The sequence below is a fragment of the Paraburkholderia sp. RL17-368-BIF-A genome, assembly GCF_046054045.1.
Lineage (GTDB): Bacteria > Pseudomonadota > Gammaproteobacteria > Burkholderiales > Burkholderiaceae > Paraburkholderia > Paraburkholderia graminis.
Genome location: NZ_JARESN010000014.1, coordinates 110,661 through 129,306 on the forward strand (window position 1 = coordinate 110,661; position 18,646 = coordinate 129,306).

An 18,646-nucleotide genomic window follows, 5' to 3' on the forward strand; every position below is an offset into this window, starting at 1 on the left:
CATGAATAGTGACGCTCATCATGTGGCCGCTCGCGTGCTGGCGGCGTTACTGAACTATCCCGGCGCTGAACTGCGCGCGGCCTTGCCGGATCTGCGCGTTGCGCTGCAGTCATCAGAGCGGGCGCTTTCCGACGAGAGCCGTGAAGACGTCGTCTCGCTGATCGACACTCTGCAAGACGCCGATGTGCTGGACGCCGAAGCGCTATATGTCGACACATTCGATCGCGGACGCCGAACATCGCTTCATCTATTCGAACATGTGCACGGAGATTCGCGCGAGCGCGGTCCCGCGCTGATCGATCTGCAACAAACGTACGCACAACAAGGCATGTTTCTCACCGCCGATGAATTGCCGGATTACCTGCCGGTCGTTCTCGAATTCGCCGCGATGCAGCCGCAGCATACGGCGCGCGAGTTCCTGGCCGAGATGGCGCATCTGTTGCAATCGATTCATGCGGCGCTCGTGTGTCAGCACAGTCCGTATGCCGCAGCGGTGGCGGCGACGCTGGACCTCGCGGGCGAGCCGGTGCAGCCGCCCGATGCCGTTGCGCGAGCGCCTGCCGAACCTGCGATCGACGACGAATGGCGCGAGCCGGACGCATTTGGCGGATGCCCGGCAACGGTTTCGCATTACGCGCCCGATGTTCGGACCATTCAGTTCGTTCGGCGCGACGCCACTTCTTTCGCTGCGCCCAAGGAAGGCTTGCTATGACCGCTATCGACACGCTCCTCTTCGGCATCTATCCCTATGTCTGCGTCACGGTGTTTCTGGTCGGCAGCCTGCTGCGCTACGACCGCGACCAGTACACGTGGAAAAGCGATTCGTCGCAGCTACTGCGCTCAGGCACGCTGCGTTGCGGCAGTAATCTGTTTCATATCGGCGTGCTGTTCCTGCTATTCGGGCACTTCTTCGGCATGTTGACGCCGGACTTCGTGTACGAGCCGTTCATCAGCGCGGGCACGAAGCAGATCGTCGCGATGGTCTCCGGCGGAATTGCCGGCTTGCTCGCGCTGATCGGCGTCACGCTGTTGCTGCGCCGGCGTCTCGGCGATCCGCGTATTCGCGCGACGTCGAAGACGAGCGACATTGTTCTGCTTGTGTTGTTGTGGATGCAACTGGTTTTGGGGCTCGGCACGATTCCGTTGTCCGCGCAACATCTTGACGGCAGTACGATGCTCAGGCTCGCCGGCTGGGCGCAGCACATCGTGACGTTCAGGCCCGGCGCGGCGCAACTGCTCGACGGCGTGAGCTGGGTTTTCAAGGCGCATATGGTGCTCGGCATGACGGTGTTTCTGATCTTCCCGTTCACGCGGCTGGTGCATGTATGGAGCGGCTTTGCTTCGCTCGCGTATGCGTTGCGGCCGTGGCAGTTAGTTCGCGATCGACGGATGAATCTGCGGGCGGGCCGGCAGGTGCCGCAGCAGCAACGCCGCGGCTAGCAGCGGATGTCGCTTACGTTCGCGCGTGCTCGGTGCCCGATGGCGCGAGATCAAAACCGCACACCGATGCCGCCCTCGATCAAATCCGTGTCGCGGTTATAGCGGGTGACCACGCGATTCCACGTCACGCGGGCGAGCCAGCGCGAGCCGAAGCGATAGCTCGCCGACACGGCGAAGAGCGCAGAAACGCGGCCGTCGCCCGTGCGGTCTTGCGGAAGGTTGTCGGTCTGCGTGATCGCAACATAAGGACCGACGCCCGCCGATAACGTGAGGCTGTCGCCGAAGAATGCGCGCGTTGCCCACAACTGCACGGCGACGCCGTCGCGCCGCGATTGAATGTGGCCGCCTTCGTGCAGATATGACGCGCTCACGTCGACATAGCGCCATAAGCCGCGCCGGTATTCAAGGCTTCCCGCACTCGCCGATTCTGACTCGTTGCTGTTGAGGATCGTTTTGCCGAACATGACTGTTAGCTCGTTGCTCGTCACGTTCGAGCTTCGCGGCACGGGTCGCTCGCGCGGGCCCGGCTCGCCGGACGCCTCGAGCTGATAACCGACGCCGAATAGCAGCGCGGTCGTGTTCGGACCGCCGAACGCATGTACATGATTCAGTTGGGCGAGGGCAATCCAGCGTCGGTCGAAATAATAGGCGGCGCGCAGGCTGGCCAATACGCCCCAGCCGTGGGTGTTCGAATAATCGCCGCCGGCGCTTGCCGCGGTGGTGTCGAAGTACCGGTATGGCCCGGCGCCCGCCGACAATTCGAGGCGATCGTTCCATAGCGGCATACGTCCCCAGGCTTGCAGCGCCTGTCCGTCACGATGATGGTTGGGCAGATGCCCTTCGTTGAGCCAGGAAAAGCTCCACGCTGCGTAGCGCCCCAAACCTTCGCGATACGTCGCGCTCCACGAGTAGGTATTCGAGCCTGCACTAAAAAGGGGACCCGCCAGTAGCGAGAACTCCTGCGCCTGTGCGCAAGAAGAAAAGCCGGCGAGAGCGCCGAATAGAAGCGCCGACAGAGGCGCAAGAGCATGTTTGCAGGATCGATTCGCGGACACTATCCGATAGTCACCAGAGTATGTACAACGAAGGTAGTGTGCAGATAGCCGCGGCGCAAGAGAAACAAGGGTCGGTGTGAGGGGATTAGCGCACGGCACTCAACACTATAGCGGCGCGATCGGCGCGTACGTGTGTTGACGCACTAAACGCAGATGTCGTGTTCTTGATGCGGTGTCCTGGTCTGCTAATGGTCGAATAGCCATTAATGCACGCTGTCAGGTGTTTATATCTCTATTGGCGAGGGATGTTTTAATCTCGCTTGGTGAAACCCTTGCTGGTTGCCCGGTTTGCGAACGCTGGGTTGTTTTTTGTCCGTTGCCGACGACTCGCTCCCCGCTTGAATGCGCTCGAATAGCGTTAACCACGAGAAAGGAAATTTCGTCGGATGATTGAATGCGGAAAATTCCATCCGTCATTCCCTAGGCGGCGTGCATTGTTAGATCGGCTTTCGTCTGATGATGGTTAATTTTTCCTATGGCGTGCACCACTTCTGCGCTAGAAAGAAAGACTTACTGCAAGCTCATGTAAAAGAGAACAATTGTCCTAGGGTCGGATGCACTAACGCGCTGTCCATCTAATCTTCCGATCATCATCTGAAAGCAGGAATTTTTGCGTTACGCGAAGTTCTCGGAAAGATTCCTGCTTTTTGCCCCAAAAGCACCGATTTCCGTGTGACCTGTCCAGCATTACCGGGTACGATTTACCCCGGTCGCGACGGAGAAGCGAACAACTTTCCGAGCGAGTGACCGGTAACAGCTGTCTCGCAGGTGGCGTTTCCAAGTGGTCCATTAACGAATCGCGGCGTCTAGCGCATCGCGACGGGCGGAGCTTTTTCTACCGCCAACGATTTATTCCACGTTGTCTCCGGCAATGTGATCGCACTTATGCAAAGTGCCGACGGCGCAGCATGCAATTGTGCATAGATAAGCACAACGAATTAATAACAATTGTTTTTTTGAATAATCGCAGGTTCTACCGAACTTCACAAACTCATCTTTTGATTTTTTATCGAGAACTTTCTCGACAGTGGGAAAAACAAACATGGTGAAACGACGACAATTCCTCGGCGGCTTGACGGCCCTGGCCGGCAGCTATCTTCTCAGCGCGTGCGGCGGCGGTGGCTCCGGTGACGGCAGCACGGGTTCAACAGCAAAGGCCTCCGCGAGTCCAATGGCGAAAGTCTCGGCCGCGAACGCCTCGGCAAACGGTACGGTGATGCCGGGAGCCGCTTCGATCATTGACGGTTACGGCGACGTGTGGACGCTCGTCAACGGCGTGATTTACCGCAACGGCTCGACGGTCGGCAATACGTATAGCGTGTCGCTCGTGCTCTGGTATGGCGGCAAGATATGGCATTGCGGCACCGGCGGTCAGTTCTATGTGAACGCGGATGATGTGCCCGAAAAATGGCTGCATTGCAGCGACCCGCGTATCGACGTGGCGCCCGTTCCGGGCAGCTTCTACGGTATGAACGGACACGCTGACTACACGTATACGCCGGAACAGGTCGTGTCGATTCTGAAGGGAATGAATTGCACGAGCTATCGCGTTGGCGTGACCGACGATCCGAAAGATCTGAATGCGGTCGTCAAGCTTGCGCAAGCGTTTCAGTCGGCAGGACTTACGCTGCTCGTGCTGATCGACCAGGGCGTGTATGAATCGGGCGGCCTGATGGGCAGCGAATCCGTTGCCTACAATCGCGGTTATTCGGTCGGCGCAACCGTCGCAAACGCGTTGAAGCCGTATGGCGTGACGATTTACGAGTGCGGCAACGAGTTGACGCGACAGGACGCGACCGTGGTGGACTTCACGTACGCGGGTTCGAAGGCGAGCGACTTCAACAACCAGAACTGGCCGATCATGCGCGGTGTCATGCGCGGAATGATCGACGGCGTGAAGTCGGCGCAGCCGTCCGCGAAGTGCGGGATCAATTTCTGCGTGGCGGACGTGGGCGCCTCGGATGCACTATGGGAAGGCAGGCAGCCGGACGGCAGCGGTGGCCATCCGACGGTGCGTTGGGATGTCACGACGTGGCACAACTACGAAGTATACGGCGACCTGTTCAACGTCGGCACCGACGGTGCGGGACCGGGCTTCGACTTGGCCACGTATTGCAAGGCCCGCTACGGCGTGCCGCTGATTGTCACCGAGTGGAACACCGGGCCGGAGAAGTCGGAGAGCTATCGCGGGACTTACATCTCGGACAGACTCGCCGCGTTCTACAATGCCCGAAAGACCCACAACATCCAGTCGGTCATGTACTACGTTCTGGATAGCGGAAACAACACGTACGGCATAATGGTCGACGGTAAGGCAATCGACGCACCGTACAACGCGTTCACCAGCTTCACGTCCGGCCACGCGGACACCTGAACGACGTCTAAAGATGCTGTTGCAATGAACCTGGTTCTCGCCTCACTTGTCGGGCGAGGCCAGGTTTATATCAGCGGCAGAAGCTCTGCGGCACCAGTTTCCCCCACTCGTAGTCGATCTTGTCTGGCGTAAAAGGCAGAACACCCGCGCCGGGAGTGAAAGTTAGCTCACCGAAATAAACGCGGTTATCCGGCGCGTATAGATCGACGCGAACGTAGTCGAAGTCTTCGCAAAGTCTCGTGGCCGCATGCAGAATGGCCTCGAGATTCTCGGGACGCGGGGCCGGTATCGGGCTGCGTTTGTAGTAGCCAATCGCTATGTCGAGATGATTCCAGTCGACGTCATAGACGTCGCCCCGCGTATTCCCGCCAAATCTGTCCGAAATCACCAGAATGTAGATGATCGGGCGTCCGCTTCTTCCGCCAAAGCAGTGCAGTTTGTAGTCGGCAGGAATCTCGCCGCTTTCGTCGAGCAGCAGTTGCTCAAAGAAGATGCGTGGCTTGATCTGCCGATAGTGTCTTTCGCGCGCGATCTTGTAGAAATCGAGCGACAGCCAGTAGTTCGCGAGATCCCGCAGTTTCTCGAACGATGTTGCCGATTTATCCGTGACCACCTCGACGTAACTGCTGCCGTGGTTGGCCTTCATGACGAACGCATTAGGCAGCGCGTCGAATACTTCTTTCGTGAAGACGTCGGGCGTAGCCAGCAACGGTATGACGTGCTGTTCGCCGATTTTCCTCGCAACATACTCGCGGACCGTCAGCTTGTCGGTCAGCTCGACGAACCACGGGTCGGGCCGCAGGCTTTTCTGCAGGATCTTTTCGTTGAACGTAGTGGGGCGCAGCAGGTTCGGATAGCGGCCAATTTCCTTGTGATGCAGCAGGCTCAGAAATATCGGTGCCGGCAGCATCGACTTGGCTGCTTCTTTTAGCCTTCTGGCCGGAGATTCCTTGCGCGGCGCCAAGTGGTGGCTCGCGGTGTCCTCCGGCATATCGGCCTGGTTGGAGAACTGTACAGACTTCGTTGTTGTCATTGTCCGGTCCCTTTTGAATAGCGGCTCGACGCTCAATCGGCGTGCGTAGCCTGCCAGGGCCAGCGGGGACGGCGCGCTATCGCTCTATATATGAGTGGCGCGGCTCCCGCTCACACTGGCATTAGCCGTCAATCGTCAATCGTCGATTGCCACGCATCGTTCCGCGACTTCCAGGCGCTGCTGCGCGCGGAATTGCGTGGGAGACATTCCATAGCGTTCCTTGAAAAGGCGGCCGAGACGATTGCCGTCGCCCATTCCACAACGCCGCGCGATCTTGTCGACGGGCAGATCGGTATTGCGCAGCATTGCGCGGACTACTTCGAAGCGTGTGCGCAGCAAGTACTCGAGGGGCGTCATGCCGAACTCGAACTTGAACCGGCGCTGATAGTTGCGCTTGCTCATTGCCGCGCACTCCGCGGCTTTCGCGACGGAAATAGGATTGCTGTAGTTCTCCTTGATCCACCGCGCCGACTCACGGATCTTCTCCGTTGTCGTCGTAATGCTCGCGTCGTCCAGTTCGAATTTGTCCGACTCGACGTAGGTGGTTTGCAGCGTGTCGGCGATCTTCCGCGCGACTTCGGTACTCAGGTCGCGTTCGATTTGCGCGAGCGCAAGATCGGTCGGCGTCGCGCTGTTGGGACGGGTCGTGGTCGGCGCATCGTCGAACAGGAAGATCGGCACGGTGGAATGCAACGGGTCCTTGCAAATGACCACCAGGTTCGCGCCTTGCTGAATATCGAACGACGCAATAGAGCCTTGGCGCGCTATCCATGAGAGCAGGCGGTCATTCGACTCCAGTGCCCGCGCAGCGTCGCGGCACGCGACAAACAATGCATGGAAGTCACCGAGCCGATTGCGCTCGATGCTTTGGGTCCAGATCGAAATGCCGGAGGAACTGGTCACGAGCCCGCCGCTTTCAGAAAGTACTGAAAGACGATAGGGTGAGTCGTCGGTCGCGCCTTCAGACAATTCGTTTGCGAGCCGGAACGCGTCGCCGATTGCTCCAGCAGTCGCCATCGAGCATTCCTGCGACACCAGTAGTCCAATGTGCTTTGCAGGTTTCCGTGTCGCCACTCTTGGGCCGCTGCGGTGCGTATCAAGATACGACGAAAGAAAGTCGGTGGAAGTTGTCACGCTTAGTTCTCCAAACAGGGTGAATCACTGTCTACGTGACGAGATTAACGTACTCAAATCACCCTTGCGAACCTGGCCGGTAATCGATGGTGTTTTGGCGCAATAGTGATGATTGGGGAAATTGTTACCTTGCCTGCCTAAATAAAGCCATACAAAAGGCAGTGAAAAGCAGCAAGATTTGCTTCGCATAATTCAGAAGCCGCTAATAAGGGTCGCAGTGCTCTTTCGCCCGAGAAGCCCGTCCGACAAGGCCGCTGGGGGCGCAACGTGCATTGAATGCCGCGATCAACCCTCTGAAGTGTCACTAAATGTTAGTGACAGAAAATTGGCTTACGCGTATCACTCTGTTACATCCATTGCACATAGCTACAACACTTTCTGGATGGGGTGTTGCGCGGAAATCGCTTCGGCGGAATCGGCCATTAGCACCCGAATTTATGCCGCTAACGATCCACTCATTCGCACGAGCGCTATGCTTCACTGCAACATCTGCAGAAATAGCGGTTGCCGCGGTAGGCGCTATGGAATGCCAGCAATGCGCAATATCTTCACCTTTTGGCGTGGATGGTTCCATTGAGGTGTAGTTATTGCCGTGTCCCGAAGTGCCGTGCACTGACGAAGTACGACGAGGCAACGCTCACGCAAGTCCGGGGCCGGACTGCGTATTGGCGACTCGACGATTCGCTCAGCGCTTCATTGAGCAAGCGAACCATTTGTAGAACCAAATAAAACGCGGTGCGCGGCGTAGAGCCGTTGTCCGGAGATTGGGGGATTCGAAGTCTGGAGACGGGGCGCGCCGTGCTGTTGGCGGTGCAGCCTTTGATCGTTCAAGCAGGTGGACAGCCACTTGGCTTGGCAAGACCATGACGTAGCTTCGACCACGCGTCGCGCTACGCCATACGCATTCCTGCCGGAGACGGCTCTGGACTGTGGACCGTTGGTGCAGCCAAGGCGGTGTCGACTCATTACTGTGCCCATCAAACATGGAAGGATCAAACCGGTGGACTACTATCCTCTGAATTCGCTCCCTGGCACTGCCAGTACAGAGCGTGGACAGCTTAGCGCGAGCGCCATGCTCCGTCTCATGCGCGACCATATCTGGGAGATCGTGCTGACAACGGTCGTCGTTTTCAGCCTGGCCGCCGCCTATTTGCTGATTGCGTCGCCGATCTATTCCGCGGATGTACTCATTCGCGTCGATCCGCCAGAACCGAATGCACTCGGCCTCGCACTCCAGAATCAGGAGAACATGCCTCCGCCAGCTCCGTCTCCTGTGACGGAAATGGGCGTGATCCGCAGCCGCTCGGTGCTCGAACCGGTTATTCAGCGCTTCCGCTTCGACGTCTCCGTGACGCCGCGCAAGCTGCCGCTGCTCGGCGATATCGCGGAGAAGTTCGCGACGCCTGGCGAGCCGTCGCGGCCATGGCTCGGACTCAAGTCATACGCATGGGGAGGCGAGCAGGTAAAGATCGGCGCGCTCGACGTTCCCAAAGATCTCGAAGAAGAAAAGATGACGCTGGTTGCCCGCGACGACAACACGTACGAGTTGCGCGGTCCGCAGGATCAGGTATTCCTCCAGGGCACGGTCGGCAAAGCGGTATCGAGCAACGGCATTTCGATGCGCGTCGATGCACTGGTCGCGCGGCCTGGCACTGAGTTCACGGTCGTACGCTGGAACGCGGTGGACGCCATCAAGCGTTTCGACGCGCTCATCAAGGTCGGCGACAAAGTGAAAGACTCGGGTCTTGTGCAGATCGAGTACACGGACAAGAGTGCGGCAAAGGCTGCCGAAGTCGCCAATGCGTTGGGTCAACAGTACCTGGCGACGGCAATCGCGAGCCGCCAGCTCAACGATACGACGACGCTTGCGTTCATCAACGGAGAACTTCCGCGTCTGCTCGGTGACCTGAGAAAGGCGGAAGAAGCACTTAAGTCATTCCGCGCCAACTCGCAATCGATGCAGCCGACGGCTGAGGCGCAAGCCTACCTGCAAGGCGGTCTCGACATCGACCGGCAGATCGCGACACTGCAATTGCAGCGCACACAGCTTCTCGAACGCTATACGCCGCAGAGCCGCTGGGTGCAGAGCGTCGACACGCAACTCGCGCAGCTCAATAGCGCGAAAGCGAATTTCAGCGGCCACTTCAACGGTATGCCCGCTTCGGAACGCCAGAGCGTCGATCTTCTGCGCGCGCAGAAAGTCGCGGAGACGATCTATCTGGGCATGGTGCAAAAGGCCGAGCAATTGCAGGTGCGTCGCGCAAGTACTACCGGCGGCGCGCATATCGTCGACCAGGCAATCACGCCGCATCGTCCGGTGAAACCTCAGCCGATTCTCGTGCTGCCAGGCGGTCTCGCACTCGGCATCGTCTCGGGCATCGTGCTGGTGTTCATGCGCCGCCATGTGCTGACGGGCGTTACCGATCCGCGTTATGTCGAACGCAGAATGAGTGTGCCGGTGTTCGGCGAGATCCTGTTCAGTCAGCAGCAGTCGTTGCTCGACAGAACCAGTCCAGGCGCCAAGTCATTGCCCGGTGCCGCGGCGCGGGCCGGATTGCCGCAGCCGGTGGCGGGCGGTGCGTCCGAAATACAGGTGGCGGCCGGCGGCAACAGGGTACTGGCCGAACGCTTCCCCAACGATAACTCCGTCGAGGCGCTGCGAGCAGTGCGCACTTCGCTGGCGCGCGATCTGGCGCATGCACGCAACAACATCCTCATGGTGATTGGACCGACGCCGTCGGCAGGAAAGAGCTTTGTCGCGGCCAATATCGCGACCTTGCAGGCAGAGATCGGCGCACGCGTTCTTCTTATCGATGCGGATATGCGCCGCGGTCATCTCGCATCGCTCTTCAATCAGAGCAATCGTGGCGGGCTTTCCGAAGTGCTTTCCGACCGGATGCCGCTGCGCAATGCGCTCCGTCACACGGGTATTGAAGGCTTGTCGTTCCTCTCATGCGGATCGCGTCCGGACAACCCCGCCGCATTGCTCGCAAGGCCGCGTTTCAAGGAAGTACTCGAACGCCTTAGCGCGCAATTCGATCTGGTGATCTTCGATACGCCGCCGTTCCTCGCAGTCACCGACGCGTCGATCATTGCAAGCGAAGCCGGTGCATCGCTGCTGGTTCTGCGCTCGGGTATGCAGAGCGAGGAAGAGATCGAAGACACGATCAAGAAGATGGAGCGCGCCGAGGGACGTATTGCAGGCGCTGTGTTCAACGGCATTCCGCTTCGGCGCAGTACTCGCACCTATGGATATGCGACGAACTACGCCAGCGATTACGGCGATGCCGATCCGACCAGCGCACCTCTCCGGACGTGAGCGAGTTGCCACTGTCGTCGATGAATTCGCAAAACGGAGAAGCAGATGGCGTTTGCAATTAACGGGAAATTTACTTCGCAACCCGTCACGGGTGTTCAGAGAGTCGCGTATGAATTGACGAGAGCGATGCAAATGCGGGTTCCCGCAGGCGAGCAGCTGGAGATCTACGTCCCGCGCAATGCGAGAGAGCCGGGGGCGCTGTTGAAATGGCAACGGCGCTTTTCGTGGCTGCGCGGCACGCTATGGGAGCAGATCACGCTGCCCATCGCCGCGAGAGGCGTCACGCTTCTGAATCTGTGCAACATGAGTCCGCTGTTCAAGCGCCGCCAGGTCGTCATGGTCCACGACATGGCGGTGTACGACGTACCTGGCGGATTCTCGAAGAAGTTCTTGCTGTGGTATCGCCTGTGCTTTTTCATGTTGCCGCGCATGGCGCCAACGATCCTGACCGTGTCGAAGTTCTCCCGATCGCGTATTTGCCATCACCTGAAAATCGATGAGTCGCGAGTCGCAGTCGTGCATCCGGCAGCGGATCATCTCGACCGCGTGACGTCGGAGCCCGCGGTACTGGAGCGCCTGAGTCTCGTCAAGGACGCGTATTGCGTAGTGGTCGGCAGTCTCGATCCGCGCAAGAACCTGCAACGCGTGCTGGAAGCAATTGAGAAGCTCGGCCATCTCGACCATGTGAAGTTCGTCGTGGTCGGCGGAAAGAATGCGCGCATTTTCAACAGCGAACTGGCTGAGGAAAAGCCGCAGTCGGAGAAAGTGGTGTGGGCCGGTTTCGTGACTGACGGCGAACTCAAGGCGCTCTATGAAAACGCGGGCTGTCTGGTGTTTCCGTCGCTATACGAAGGATTCGGCTTGCCGCCGCTCGAGGCCATGTACTGCGGATGTCCGGTCGTCGCTTCTTCGCGGACGTCGATACCCGAAGTGTGCGGAGATGCGGCGCTGTATTGCGACGCGACGTCCGCAGACGACATTGCAAAAAAGATCTCGCTCATGATGACCGACGACGCACTTCGCCAACGCTACAAGACAATGGGATTCGCGCGGGCGCGCGAATTCCGCTGGGATGTGACGGCGCAGACGGTGCTCGAGATCCTCAAGGGGCAGGCGGGCGTTCGGTTGTCGGGCGTGCCGGCCCGCGCGTCGGCGAGCTAACGCATGTCGGTAGGCAGGCCAATGTATCGCATTCGAAAGAGTGCCGGCAGACGTCGGGCGTTGCGAACCATTGCGGGCCTCCTTGGCGCCGCGATACCGCTCGCGTACGGCAAGACATCGCCGTCAGGAAGCGCCGCGCCGCAAACGGGCAGCAGCGGTGGTCGCCGGATCACAGATCTGATCGGCGCTAACGGATGGGCAGGCGCAAGCCGTGACGTCGAAATGTGGCGTCAAATGGGTATCACATGGGGGCGCGATTCGGTGGGCCCAGGGCAGCCGGAATCGCCGAGAGCACCCATGCGTGTCGACAAGACCGGGTCGCAATTCGACGCCGATCTTCCGACAGCGCTGCTCTTGAACAATCGCAACGGCATCAAGTCGCTGCTGTTGCTCGGCTATACGGCGCCGTGGAACGCCACTGTTCCCGGCGACAGCAATTCCGCGCCGATGGATGTCGGCGCGTGGACGCGCTATGTCGAGGCTGCCGTGCGCAAGTACTCCGCTCCGCCGTTCAACCTGCGCTACTTCCAGATCTGGAATGAGGCGGCCGGAACGTTGTCTGGCGGCGCGCAGCAGGCGACGTTCTGGCACGGTCCGACCTTCAGCAAGGACGGCAAGCACGAGAAGCCGTACGAGCGTGCCATGCAGGATTACGTGGAGCGAGTGCATCTGCCCGCTGCACGCATTATCCGCAAGTACAACGCCTATATCGTCTACGGCGGGTGGCCCGATCAGGGTGGTCTGTCCAATTACTGTAAGTGGCTCGAGTACAGAAGTCCTGCATCGAACGAACGCATGCTGGACTGGGTCGACTATCTCGACACTCACTACCTGGGTGTGCGCGATCTCGACGAGCTGTATCAGCGGTATGTGAAGAACGGACCGGCGAGAGGCATTTGGCAAACCGAGATCGGCGATGCGTATATGAAGGACCCGCATTACCTGCCGGAGTACTTCTTCGACTTCGCGGTGTGGGCGCTCGATCACAACTGGGACGATCCAAACAAATACGTCTCAATGATCTATCACTGGGACGGCTATGAGCCATTCCGTCTGACTCATCGGGGGCCGCCGGTACGTACTTACAACGTGTCGGGCAGGAGCCTCATCGTGCTTCATCAGACTGTTTCAGGGCCGCTGGCAAGTTTGTCGAACTCTTTGCAATTTGGTCCAGGCGCTTCGGGCAGCGGATTGCGTTCGGGCAATGACATCGTGCTGCAGGTGAGCGCGTCGGCGGGTTGGCGAAGGGTGACAGTAGCGGGACTCAAGCGACCCGCGTCGCGCGAAGTAAAGGTTGAGTTCATAGATGCGTTGACGGGCACAGTAAGTGCACAGGACGCGATGACGACCACCTGGAGTAACGACGGTTTGCAATTGAGCTTCAAGGTACCCGATCGGGTCAACGGTGCAGGAAACGATCCGCCGACCCACCTTGCGTATATCGCGGTCCGTTCCCTTGCGTAGCCATTCCGATTCACCGAAACATCAGACAGCGTCGAATGCCATGAACCAGGTCACAGTTGTCATCTGCAACTACAACTACGAACGCTATTTAGCGGACGCGATCGACTCCGCGCTCAATCAGGACTATCCCGGCACGCGCGTCGTCGTGCTCGACGACGGCTCGACGGATGGCTCGCGCGCGATCATCGAGAAGTACGGCAGCCGCATCACTGCGATTTTCCAGGAGAACGGCGGCCAGGTGTCCGCCTACAACCATGCGATCAGCGCGCTCGAAACGGAATACGCGATCCTGCTCGATTCGGACGACATTCTGTATCCGAGCGCCGTATCGGAAGTCATGAAGCTTTTCTCCAGCGGCGCGTGGGCCAAGGTGCAGTTCAGGCTCGACGTGATGGACGCAAACGGCGCAACGACAGGCGCTTATGTGCCGAACACCGAGCCGCCGCCCAATTGCGGAGAGCTGTTGCAAGCGGGCTGGCTGTACCCGTCGCCGCCCGCCTCGGGCAATGCGTATCGGGTGAGTGCGCTCAAGCAGGTCTTTCCGGTTCCCGCACCGGGCATCAATCGCTACGGCGCCGACTTCTTCGCGATCTATGGCGCCGCGCTCGTCGGCCCCGTCGCGACGCTGCGCAAATCGCTCGGCGGCTATCGCGTGCATAACGCCGATGGCGGCACGGTGTCGTTCGCCAATTCCGAGCAGATTTCCAAGGCGCCCAAAGCGTTGGGTATGCGCTGGGCAATTCTGCGCAACATCGCGCGGTCGCGTCTCGGTATCGAGTTGTCGCCGACGTTTCATGATTTCGGCCACGAGAAGGCGATCTTCTGCTCGAGCGTCTATCGCGCGACGTTCGCGCACCGCTGGCGCTGGATGATGCGCGATTCGCGGGGCTATTTCCACGCGATCCTGGCCAATCCATTCTGGAGTGTGAAGAAGAAATTCGGAACTGTGGTTCTTTCCGGCTTGTGCCTCGTGCCGTACTCGCCGCTTTCTGACTTTGTGGTTCGCTACATATCGAACCCGCTTGCGCGTCGGCGCATGGCGCAGCGTTAAGCCCGGGAGCAGGCATTTGGAGAACGGAATGGAAAGACGAGACAACGCAAGCGTCATTGCGTTTGTTTACGGCGGATATCTGATGAGGTACGTATACCTCATCATCGTGGTGCCGTTCTACGGAAGAATTCTCGGCGTCGCCGAGTATGGGCGAGTGCTCGCGTCGATGTCGCTCATGAACGTCATCTGGATGCTCGTGAGTTACGGCTTCACCTTCGTCGGCATGCGGGAAGTCGCGAAAGCCCATTCGGTGAAGGAGTGCAATGCAATCTATTCGCTCCATGTGAGCGCGCGGCTCATGCTCGCCGTGATTGGCGGAAGCATCGGTCTGATTGCGACGATGTGCTCGCCCACCTTGTCCGAGCGGCCGCTGATCGGCGTGCTGGGTACGCTGCTCGGCATCGTGTCGGCAATGAATCTCGGCTGGCTATTCCAGGGCCGTCAGCGTTTTCGCACGCCGATCATGATCGAAGTATTCGGCTTTGCCGTGAGCCTCGTTCTGGTGCTGAGTCTCGTGAGAAAGCCCGAGGATTCCGTGTGGGTGCTGGCGAGTCTGCTGGTTGCCGGCGTGGCGTCGTCGATCATTTCCTATGGCATCACCACGTCGCAATTGGGACTGCCCCGACTGAAAGTGGAAGGCGTGATGCCGCTCATTCGCAGCTCGACGATGCTCTTCTGCTACTCGTCAGGCTCGGTTGTATTGACGGCGTCTTCCACCTATCTGCTGACGCTATTGTCGACGCCCGCGCAAGTCGGCTATTTCGGTGCGGCGGAGCGTTTCGCCACCATTGCACTGAGCCTGATGGGCCCGGCGTCGCAGGTATTCGTGCCGACTATTTCGCGGCAGCTCGCACACGGCGACAAAGAGGGCGCGCACGCGACCACGCGCCGTGGCGCGGCGCTTCTGCTCGGTTATGGACTGCTCGTATTCTGCGGCGCAATGACGTTGTCGCCGTTCCTGTTGCCGTTGATTCTCGGCGCCGAGTTCGAGCCTGCCGCGCGCATTCTTCAATGTTTCGCATGGATGTTCCCGTTCGTCGCGTTCAACGAATTCGTCGCGTTTTACGTATTCGTTCCGCGCAAGAAAGACCGGCTGCTCGCGTTTGCCGGGCTCGCCTCCGGCCTCGCCAACCTGGCCGCGGCACTGATTCTTGCGCCGCGCTTTGGAGCAATGGGCATGGCCATGGCTCGTGTATTCGGTGAAGCAACGCTCGCCGTGATCCTGCTGGTCATCATGGTCCGCCTCGAGCTGATCGGGCTGGTGCCGGGCGCGCGGCGCGCCGCTGGAATGCTGGGGCTGGCGTGGGGTGTAAGAGCCCAAACAAGCGCGGCCAAAGACAAGTGAAACGGATTGCCGCCGGTGAAGCGTCCGGCGCGTCATCTCACAGGAGAGAGAAGTGAAAGTCGCTATTGTTCACGATTGGCTGGTGGTTTCGGGCGGCGCAGAGAAGGTTTTGAAGAACATTATCGAATGCTTTCCGAAAGCGGACGTCTTTTCGATTGTCGACTTTCTCGAAGATCGCGATTGCGTGAAAGGGAAACCCGTCAACACGTCGTTCATTCAGAAGATGCCGTTTGCGCGCAAGCGCTACAGAGCTTATCTCCCGTTGATGCCGATTGCGATCGAGCAACTGGACCTGTCCGCGTACGATCTGGTCATTTCGAGTTCGCACGCGGTGGCCAAGGGTGTACTGACCGGACCCAATCAGATTCACATCAGCTATGTGCATTCGCCGATCCGCTATGCGTGGGATCTGCAGCATCAGTACTTGCGCGAATCGCATCTGAACAAGGGCGTCAAATCGATCATGGCGCGCGCGCTGCTGCATTACATTCGCGGCTGGGATTCGCGTTCGGCGAATGGCGTCGATCATCTGCTGGCGAATTCGCACTTCATCGCGCGGCGGATCAAGAAGGCTTATCAGCGCGACGCGACGGTTATCTATCCGCCTGTCGATCTCGACAACATGGTGATGTGCACGCAGAAAGAAAACTTCTACGTGACGGCCTCGCGGATGGTGCCTTATAAGCGCATCGACTTGATCGTGCGGGCCTTCTCGCAGACACCCGAGCGCCGGCTGGTCGTGATCGGCGACGGCCCGGAAATGAAGCGGATCAAAGCGACTGCGGGGCCGAATGTGACGATACTCGGTCACCAGCCTCTCGAAGTACTCGTCGATCATTTGCGACGCGCCCGCGCATTCGTTTTCGCGGCGGAAGAGGACTTCGGCATTTCCGTTGTGGAAGCACAGGCTTGCGGCACACCCGTGATTGCTTTCGGCAGGGGCGGTGCGCTCGAGTCGGTTATCGGCTTGCCTCTGGAGCAGCCCACAGGTGTCTTCTTCGGCGAGCAGACGGCGGAGTCATTGCTCGAAGCGGTGACACGTTTCGAGCGCAATGCCTCTTTATTCGATCCGGTGAATTGCCGTCAGAATGCCGAGCGGTTCTCAACCGAGAACTTCAAGACGGCATTGACGGACTTTATCGACGCGCGGCTTTTGCGCAGCTCGATCGAACAGCTTCGCCCCTACCTGGTGCGCGAGCGCACGGCAGAGGAGCGTCACCTTGCGAGTATGCCCTCGTAAGACTGAATGCGGTATTTGACGCGGCCGGCGAGAGCCATGATCGAATGAGCATGGCTATGTATTTGCGGCGAGCGCGTTTCAATGAGCCGCTGAAGCGGCGCCTGATGCCCATAGGCGAGCACGCAGACGCACAGAAAGCTCGCCGCCGACCATGCGGGCCGTGGGCGTTCGAACTCCACGGAAAGCGCCTTTCTCAAGAAGAGCAGCGCGACGATTGCGCCCAGAATCCAGCCTGAAATGACTTCCGGCACGGAATGCGAAAGGTCCATCAGGCGCGACACGCCAGTCAACGCACCGATAACCAGACCGGCCGCAATACCCAGAAACGCCGGCAGACGCCACCATCTGAGCTGCAATGCGAGGGCCACCATCCACACGGAGGTGGAGAGCATCGCATGGCCGCTAATCACGCGGAAATCAGACGCCGGAAACGATATGCCCCAGCCCGCATAGAAGATCTTGCTCGCGCCGACAATAGCGACGCCGGCTGCGAGCATCGCGATCCACCGGCAGGCCAGCTTGACGTCGAATAGTGCGATCCAGCAGGCGCAAACAGCGGCCACGGGCAACGTGACGGCCGCATCGCCTATGTTAGTGAATACAGTCCACATAGGGTTCTCGTTGTTGTTGGGTTCTCTACAGCGGGATCTTTATGTTCCCGCTGTACCGGAGTGGGCGCAGGTACTGTCAGACGCGCGAGCGAATCAGCGAGTTCCGCCGATTGAATTCCGCCGAGATTGCATTGGCCGATTGCGAGGCCAGCAGTAGTGAGATGACGAGCGAGAGGATCAGGACATTGGAAGGCGACACGAGGCGATGTTCCGTTGCCGCCATGACCAGCAGGCAAATAGAAGAGATCTCGACGAACCGGAAGGCGGCGAAGTTCTGACCGCCTCCCACGAGCGCGCCCGCAGCCGCTCCATGCTTGCTCCAATCAACGAGTCTCCAGAAGAAGCTCAGCAGCAGGAAAAGACCGACGACACCGGTTTCCGCGAGGAAATTGAGGTACGAGTTGTGAGCGTGCGAATCGCTATGTTCGACGAGGACGTTCGACGGCGCACCGAACAGGTGAAAGTATGAAGTCACATTGCCGATGTGATCGTCGAAAGAACCGAAGCCCATACCCACGATCGGACTCTGCTCGAAATAGGCGAGCGCGCGCGGCCACAGCCACTCATACCGGATATTCAGATTGGCGACCTTCGCATCCTGGTTGTGGATACTGAACGGGTAGCCCATGTAGTCGACGGTGGCGTCCGTGTGATAGAACGCCATTGCAAGCGAACCTGCTATGAGCACGCCCATCAACGCAGCCAGCAGCCAGCGCTTGCGGCCGAAATAGAGGTACGGCAGTACCGCAGCCGCGCCGAGCAGCGAACCGCGGCTATACGTGGAGAACAGCATCAGCGCGTTCATCGCGAGTAGCCCGAGCAGTAGCTTGCTGCGCTTTTGCAGGTAGCAGCCCACGCCGAGGCAGAACAGCATGGCGAAGAATCCGCCCGCCGCATTGCGCGCGATGAAGTAGCTGCCGAAGCTCTTGTCTGGATTCGTGAAGATGCCGAGGAGTCCGGTGCTGACGATGTACACCGCGTACGGCGGGATATTGATGCCGACCGCGAAAATAAAAAACGCGCGAAGTACTTTGTTCAGATCGAGACGATGCGCGTACAGGCAACCGGCAAAAATGGGAGCATACGAAATGAAGAAGTTACCGTCGCGCCGATAGAAATCGAATTCGGCGAAAGACTGAGGATCGTAGAGCAGCGTGGAGACGACGATCACGACCGTCAGCGCGGTGAGCGGCGTAATGAACGCCGGATAGCGGCGACCGTAAAAGCGCCACGCGTACACGAAGATCGGCACAAAGCCGACCGCGCTGAGAGGCACGAAATTCGTAACCGTTAGAAACAGCGCAAGTAGCGAAATGTAAGCCATTGCGACTCCCGGAAAACAAATGGCGCATAGCTTGCAATGACAGTGCCATTACGTGCGAAGACAACCTGGTTGGAGGTGCGGTGCACCACGATGGC

14 protein-coding genes are annotated in these 18,646 nt (G+C 59.1%); 9 read left to right on the forward strand and 5 right to left on the reverse strand.

Translation table 11 applies throughout. The features are described 5' to 3' along the window. The first annotated feature begins 1 nt into the window (after window position 1). Both narJ and narI read left to right on the forward strand, forming a co-directional pair. Window positions 2–712: a nitrate reductase molybdenum cofactor assembly chaperone gene (gene narJ / locus P0D87_RS23020; RefSeq protein WP_053860743.1), complete on the forward strand. Its 711-nt coding sequence runs from the start codon at window positions 2–4 to the stop codon at window positions 710–712. Continuing rightward, window positions 709–1,440, forward strand: a complete 732-nt coding sequence (narI, locus tag P0D87_RS23025) for a respiratory nitrate reductase subunit gamma (protein ID WP_053859422.1) — start codon at window positions 709–711, stop codon at window positions 1,438–1,440. Before narJ ends, narI begins: the two co-directional genes overlap by 4 nt. Window positions 1,441–1,490: 50 nt before the next feature. Here narI and P0D87_RS23030 read toward each other — a convergent pair whose 3' ends face one another. Continuing rightward, window positions 1,491–2,456, reverse strand: a complete 966-nt coding sequence (locus tag P0D87_RS23030; protein WP_216649150.1) for a hypothetical protein — start codon at window positions 2,454–2,456, stop codon at window positions 1,491–1,493. Window positions 2,457–3,537: 1,081 nt separating this feature from the next. Between P0D87_RS23030 and P0D87_RS23035 the strand changes: the two genes are divergently transcribed. After that, the gene (locus P0D87_RS23035) at window positions 3,538–4,869 is read left to right on the forward strand and encodes a hypothetical protein (RefSeq protein ID WP_006052030.1); all 1,332 of its coding nucleotides are present in this window, start codon (window positions 3,538–3,540) and stop codon (window positions 4,867–4,869) included. A gap of 70 nt (window positions 4,870–4,939) precedes the next feature. On the opposite strand, the gene P0D87_RS23040 is transcribed toward P0D87_RS23035, so the two are convergent. Continuing rightward, complete coding sequence (locus P0D87_RS23040) at window positions 4,940–5,902, reverse strand: ATP-grasp fold amidoligase family protein (RefSeq protein WP_053859420.1); 963 nt, start codon at window positions 5,900–5,902, stop codon at window positions 4,940–4,942. A 135-nt stretch (window positions 5,903–6,037) separates the two neighbouring features. Continuing rightward, window positions 6,038–6,919: a GlxA family transcriptional regulator gene (locus tag P0D87_RS23045; protein ID WP_006052032.1), complete on the reverse strand. Its 882-nt coding sequence runs from the start codon at window positions 6,917–6,919 to the stop codon at window positions 6,038–6,040. Window positions 6,920–8,108: 1,189 nt separating this feature from the next. Between P0D87_RS23045 and P0D87_RS23050 the strand changes: the two genes are divergently transcribed. Genes P0D87_RS23050 through P0D87_RS23075 form a run of 6 tightly spaced genes read left to right on the forward strand, consistent with a single transcriptional unit; the run spans window position 8,109 to window position 16,616 of the window. Next, the gene (locus P0D87_RS23050; RefSeq protein ID WP_035569443.1) at window positions 8,109–10,355 is read left to right on the forward strand and encodes a polysaccharide biosynthesis tyrosine autokinase; all 2,247 of its coding nucleotides are present in this window, start codon (window positions 8,109–8,111) and stop codon (window positions 10,353–10,355) included. Between the two features lie 45 nt (window positions 10,356–10,400). Beyond that, the gene (locus P0D87_RS23055) at window positions 10,401–11,516 is read left to right on the forward strand and encodes a glycosyltransferase family 4 protein (RefSeq protein ID WP_006052034.1); all 1,116 of its coding nucleotides are present in this window, start codon (window positions 10,401–10,403) and stop codon (window positions 11,514–11,516) included. Between the two features lie 21 nt (window positions 11,517–11,537). Further along, window positions 11,538–12,980, forward strand: coding sequence for a hypothetical protein (locus tag P0D87_RS23060; protein ID WP_082367102.1), 1,443 nt, complete (start codon window positions 11,538–11,540; stop codon window positions 12,978–12,980). A 40-nt stretch (window positions 12,981–13,020) separates the two neighbouring features. Then, entirely contained in the window at window positions 13,021–14,031 is a 1,011-nt protein-coding gene (locus P0D87_RS23065) for a glycosyltransferase family 2 protein (RefSeq protein ID WP_053859418.1), read from the forward strand. A 28-nt stretch (window positions 14,032–14,059) separates the two neighbouring features. Beyond that, entirely contained in the window at window positions 14,060–15,376 is a 1,317-nt protein-coding gene (locus P0D87_RS23070; protein ID WP_053859417.1) for a lipopolysaccharide biosynthesis protein, read from the forward strand. A 52-nt stretch (window positions 15,377–15,428) separates the two neighbouring features. After that, window positions 15,429–16,616, forward strand: a complete 1,188-nt coding sequence (locus P0D87_RS23075; protein WP_006052038.1) for a glycosyltransferase family 4 protein — start codon at window positions 15,429–15,431, stop codon at window positions 16,614–16,616. On the opposite strand, the gene P0D87_RS23080 is transcribed toward P0D87_RS23075, so the two are convergent. Both P0D87_RS23080 and P0D87_RS23085 read right to left on the reverse strand, forming a co-directional pair. Then, window positions 16,592–17,227, reverse strand: coding sequence for a phosphatase PAP2 family protein (locus P0D87_RS23080; protein ID WP_006052039.1), 636 nt, complete (start codon window positions 17,225–17,227; stop codon window positions 16,592–16,594). The genes P0D87_RS23075 and P0D87_RS23080 overlap by 25 nt on opposite strands. A 76-nt stretch (window positions 17,228–17,303) precedes the next feature. Beyond that, window positions 17,304–18,551 (reverse strand): O-antigen ligase family protein, encoded by a 1,248-nt coding sequence (locus P0D87_RS23085; protein ID WP_006052040.1) that lies wholly within the window; start codon window positions 18,549–18,551, stop codon window positions 17,304–17,306. Window positions 18,552–18,646 lie beyond the last annotated feature (95 nt).

Excerpts from the sequence above, each read along its gene's own strand:
- narJ (WP_053860743.1), top strand. The coding sequence starts at position 2 with ATGAATAGTGACGCTCATCATGTGGCCGCTCGCGTGCTGGCGGCGTTA.
- narI (WP_053859422.1), top strand. The coding sequence starts at position 709 with ATGACCGCTATCGACACGCTCCTCTTCGGCATCTATCCCTATGTCTGC.
- P0D87_RS23035 (WP_006052030.1), top strand. The coding sequence starts at position 3,538 with ATGGTGAAACGACGACAATTCCTCGGCGGCTTGACGGCCCTGGCCGGC.
- P0D87_RS23040 (WP_053859420.1), bottom strand. The coding sequence starts at position 5,902 with ATGACAACAACGAAGTCTGTACAGTTCTCCAACCAGGCCGATATGCCG.
- P0D87_RS23045 (WP_006052032.1), bottom strand. The coding sequence starts at position 6,919 with ATGGCGACTGCTGGAGCAATCGGCGACGCGTTCCGGCTCGCAAACGAA.
- P0D87_RS23050 (WP_035569443.1), top strand. The coding sequence starts at position 8,109 with ATGCTCCGTCTCATGCGCGACCATATCTGGGAGATCGTGCTGACAACG.
- P0D87_RS23055 (WP_006052034.1), top strand. The coding sequence starts at position 10,401 with ATGGCGTTTGCAATTAACGGGAAATTTACTTCGCAACCCGTCACGGGT.
- P0D87_RS23060 (WP_082367102.1), top strand. The coding sequence starts at position 11,538 with ATGTATCGCATTCGAAAGAGTGCCGGCAGACGTCGGGCGTTGCGAACC.
- P0D87_RS23065 (WP_053859418.1), top strand. The coding sequence starts at position 13,021 with ATGAACCAGGTCACAGTTGTCATCTGCAACTACAACTACGAACGCTAT.
- P0D87_RS23070 (WP_053859417.1), top strand. The coding sequence starts at position 14,060 with ATGGAAAGACGAGACAACGCAAGCGTCATTGCGTTTGTTTACGGCGGA.
- P0D87_RS23080 (WP_006052039.1), bottom strand. The coding sequence starts at position 17,227 with ATGTGGACTGTATTCACTAACATAGGCGATGCGGCCGTCACGTTGCCC.
- P0D87_RS23085 (WP_006052040.1), bottom strand. The coding sequence starts at position 18,551 with ATGGCTTACATTTCGCTACTTGCGCTGTTTCTAACGGTTACGAATTTC.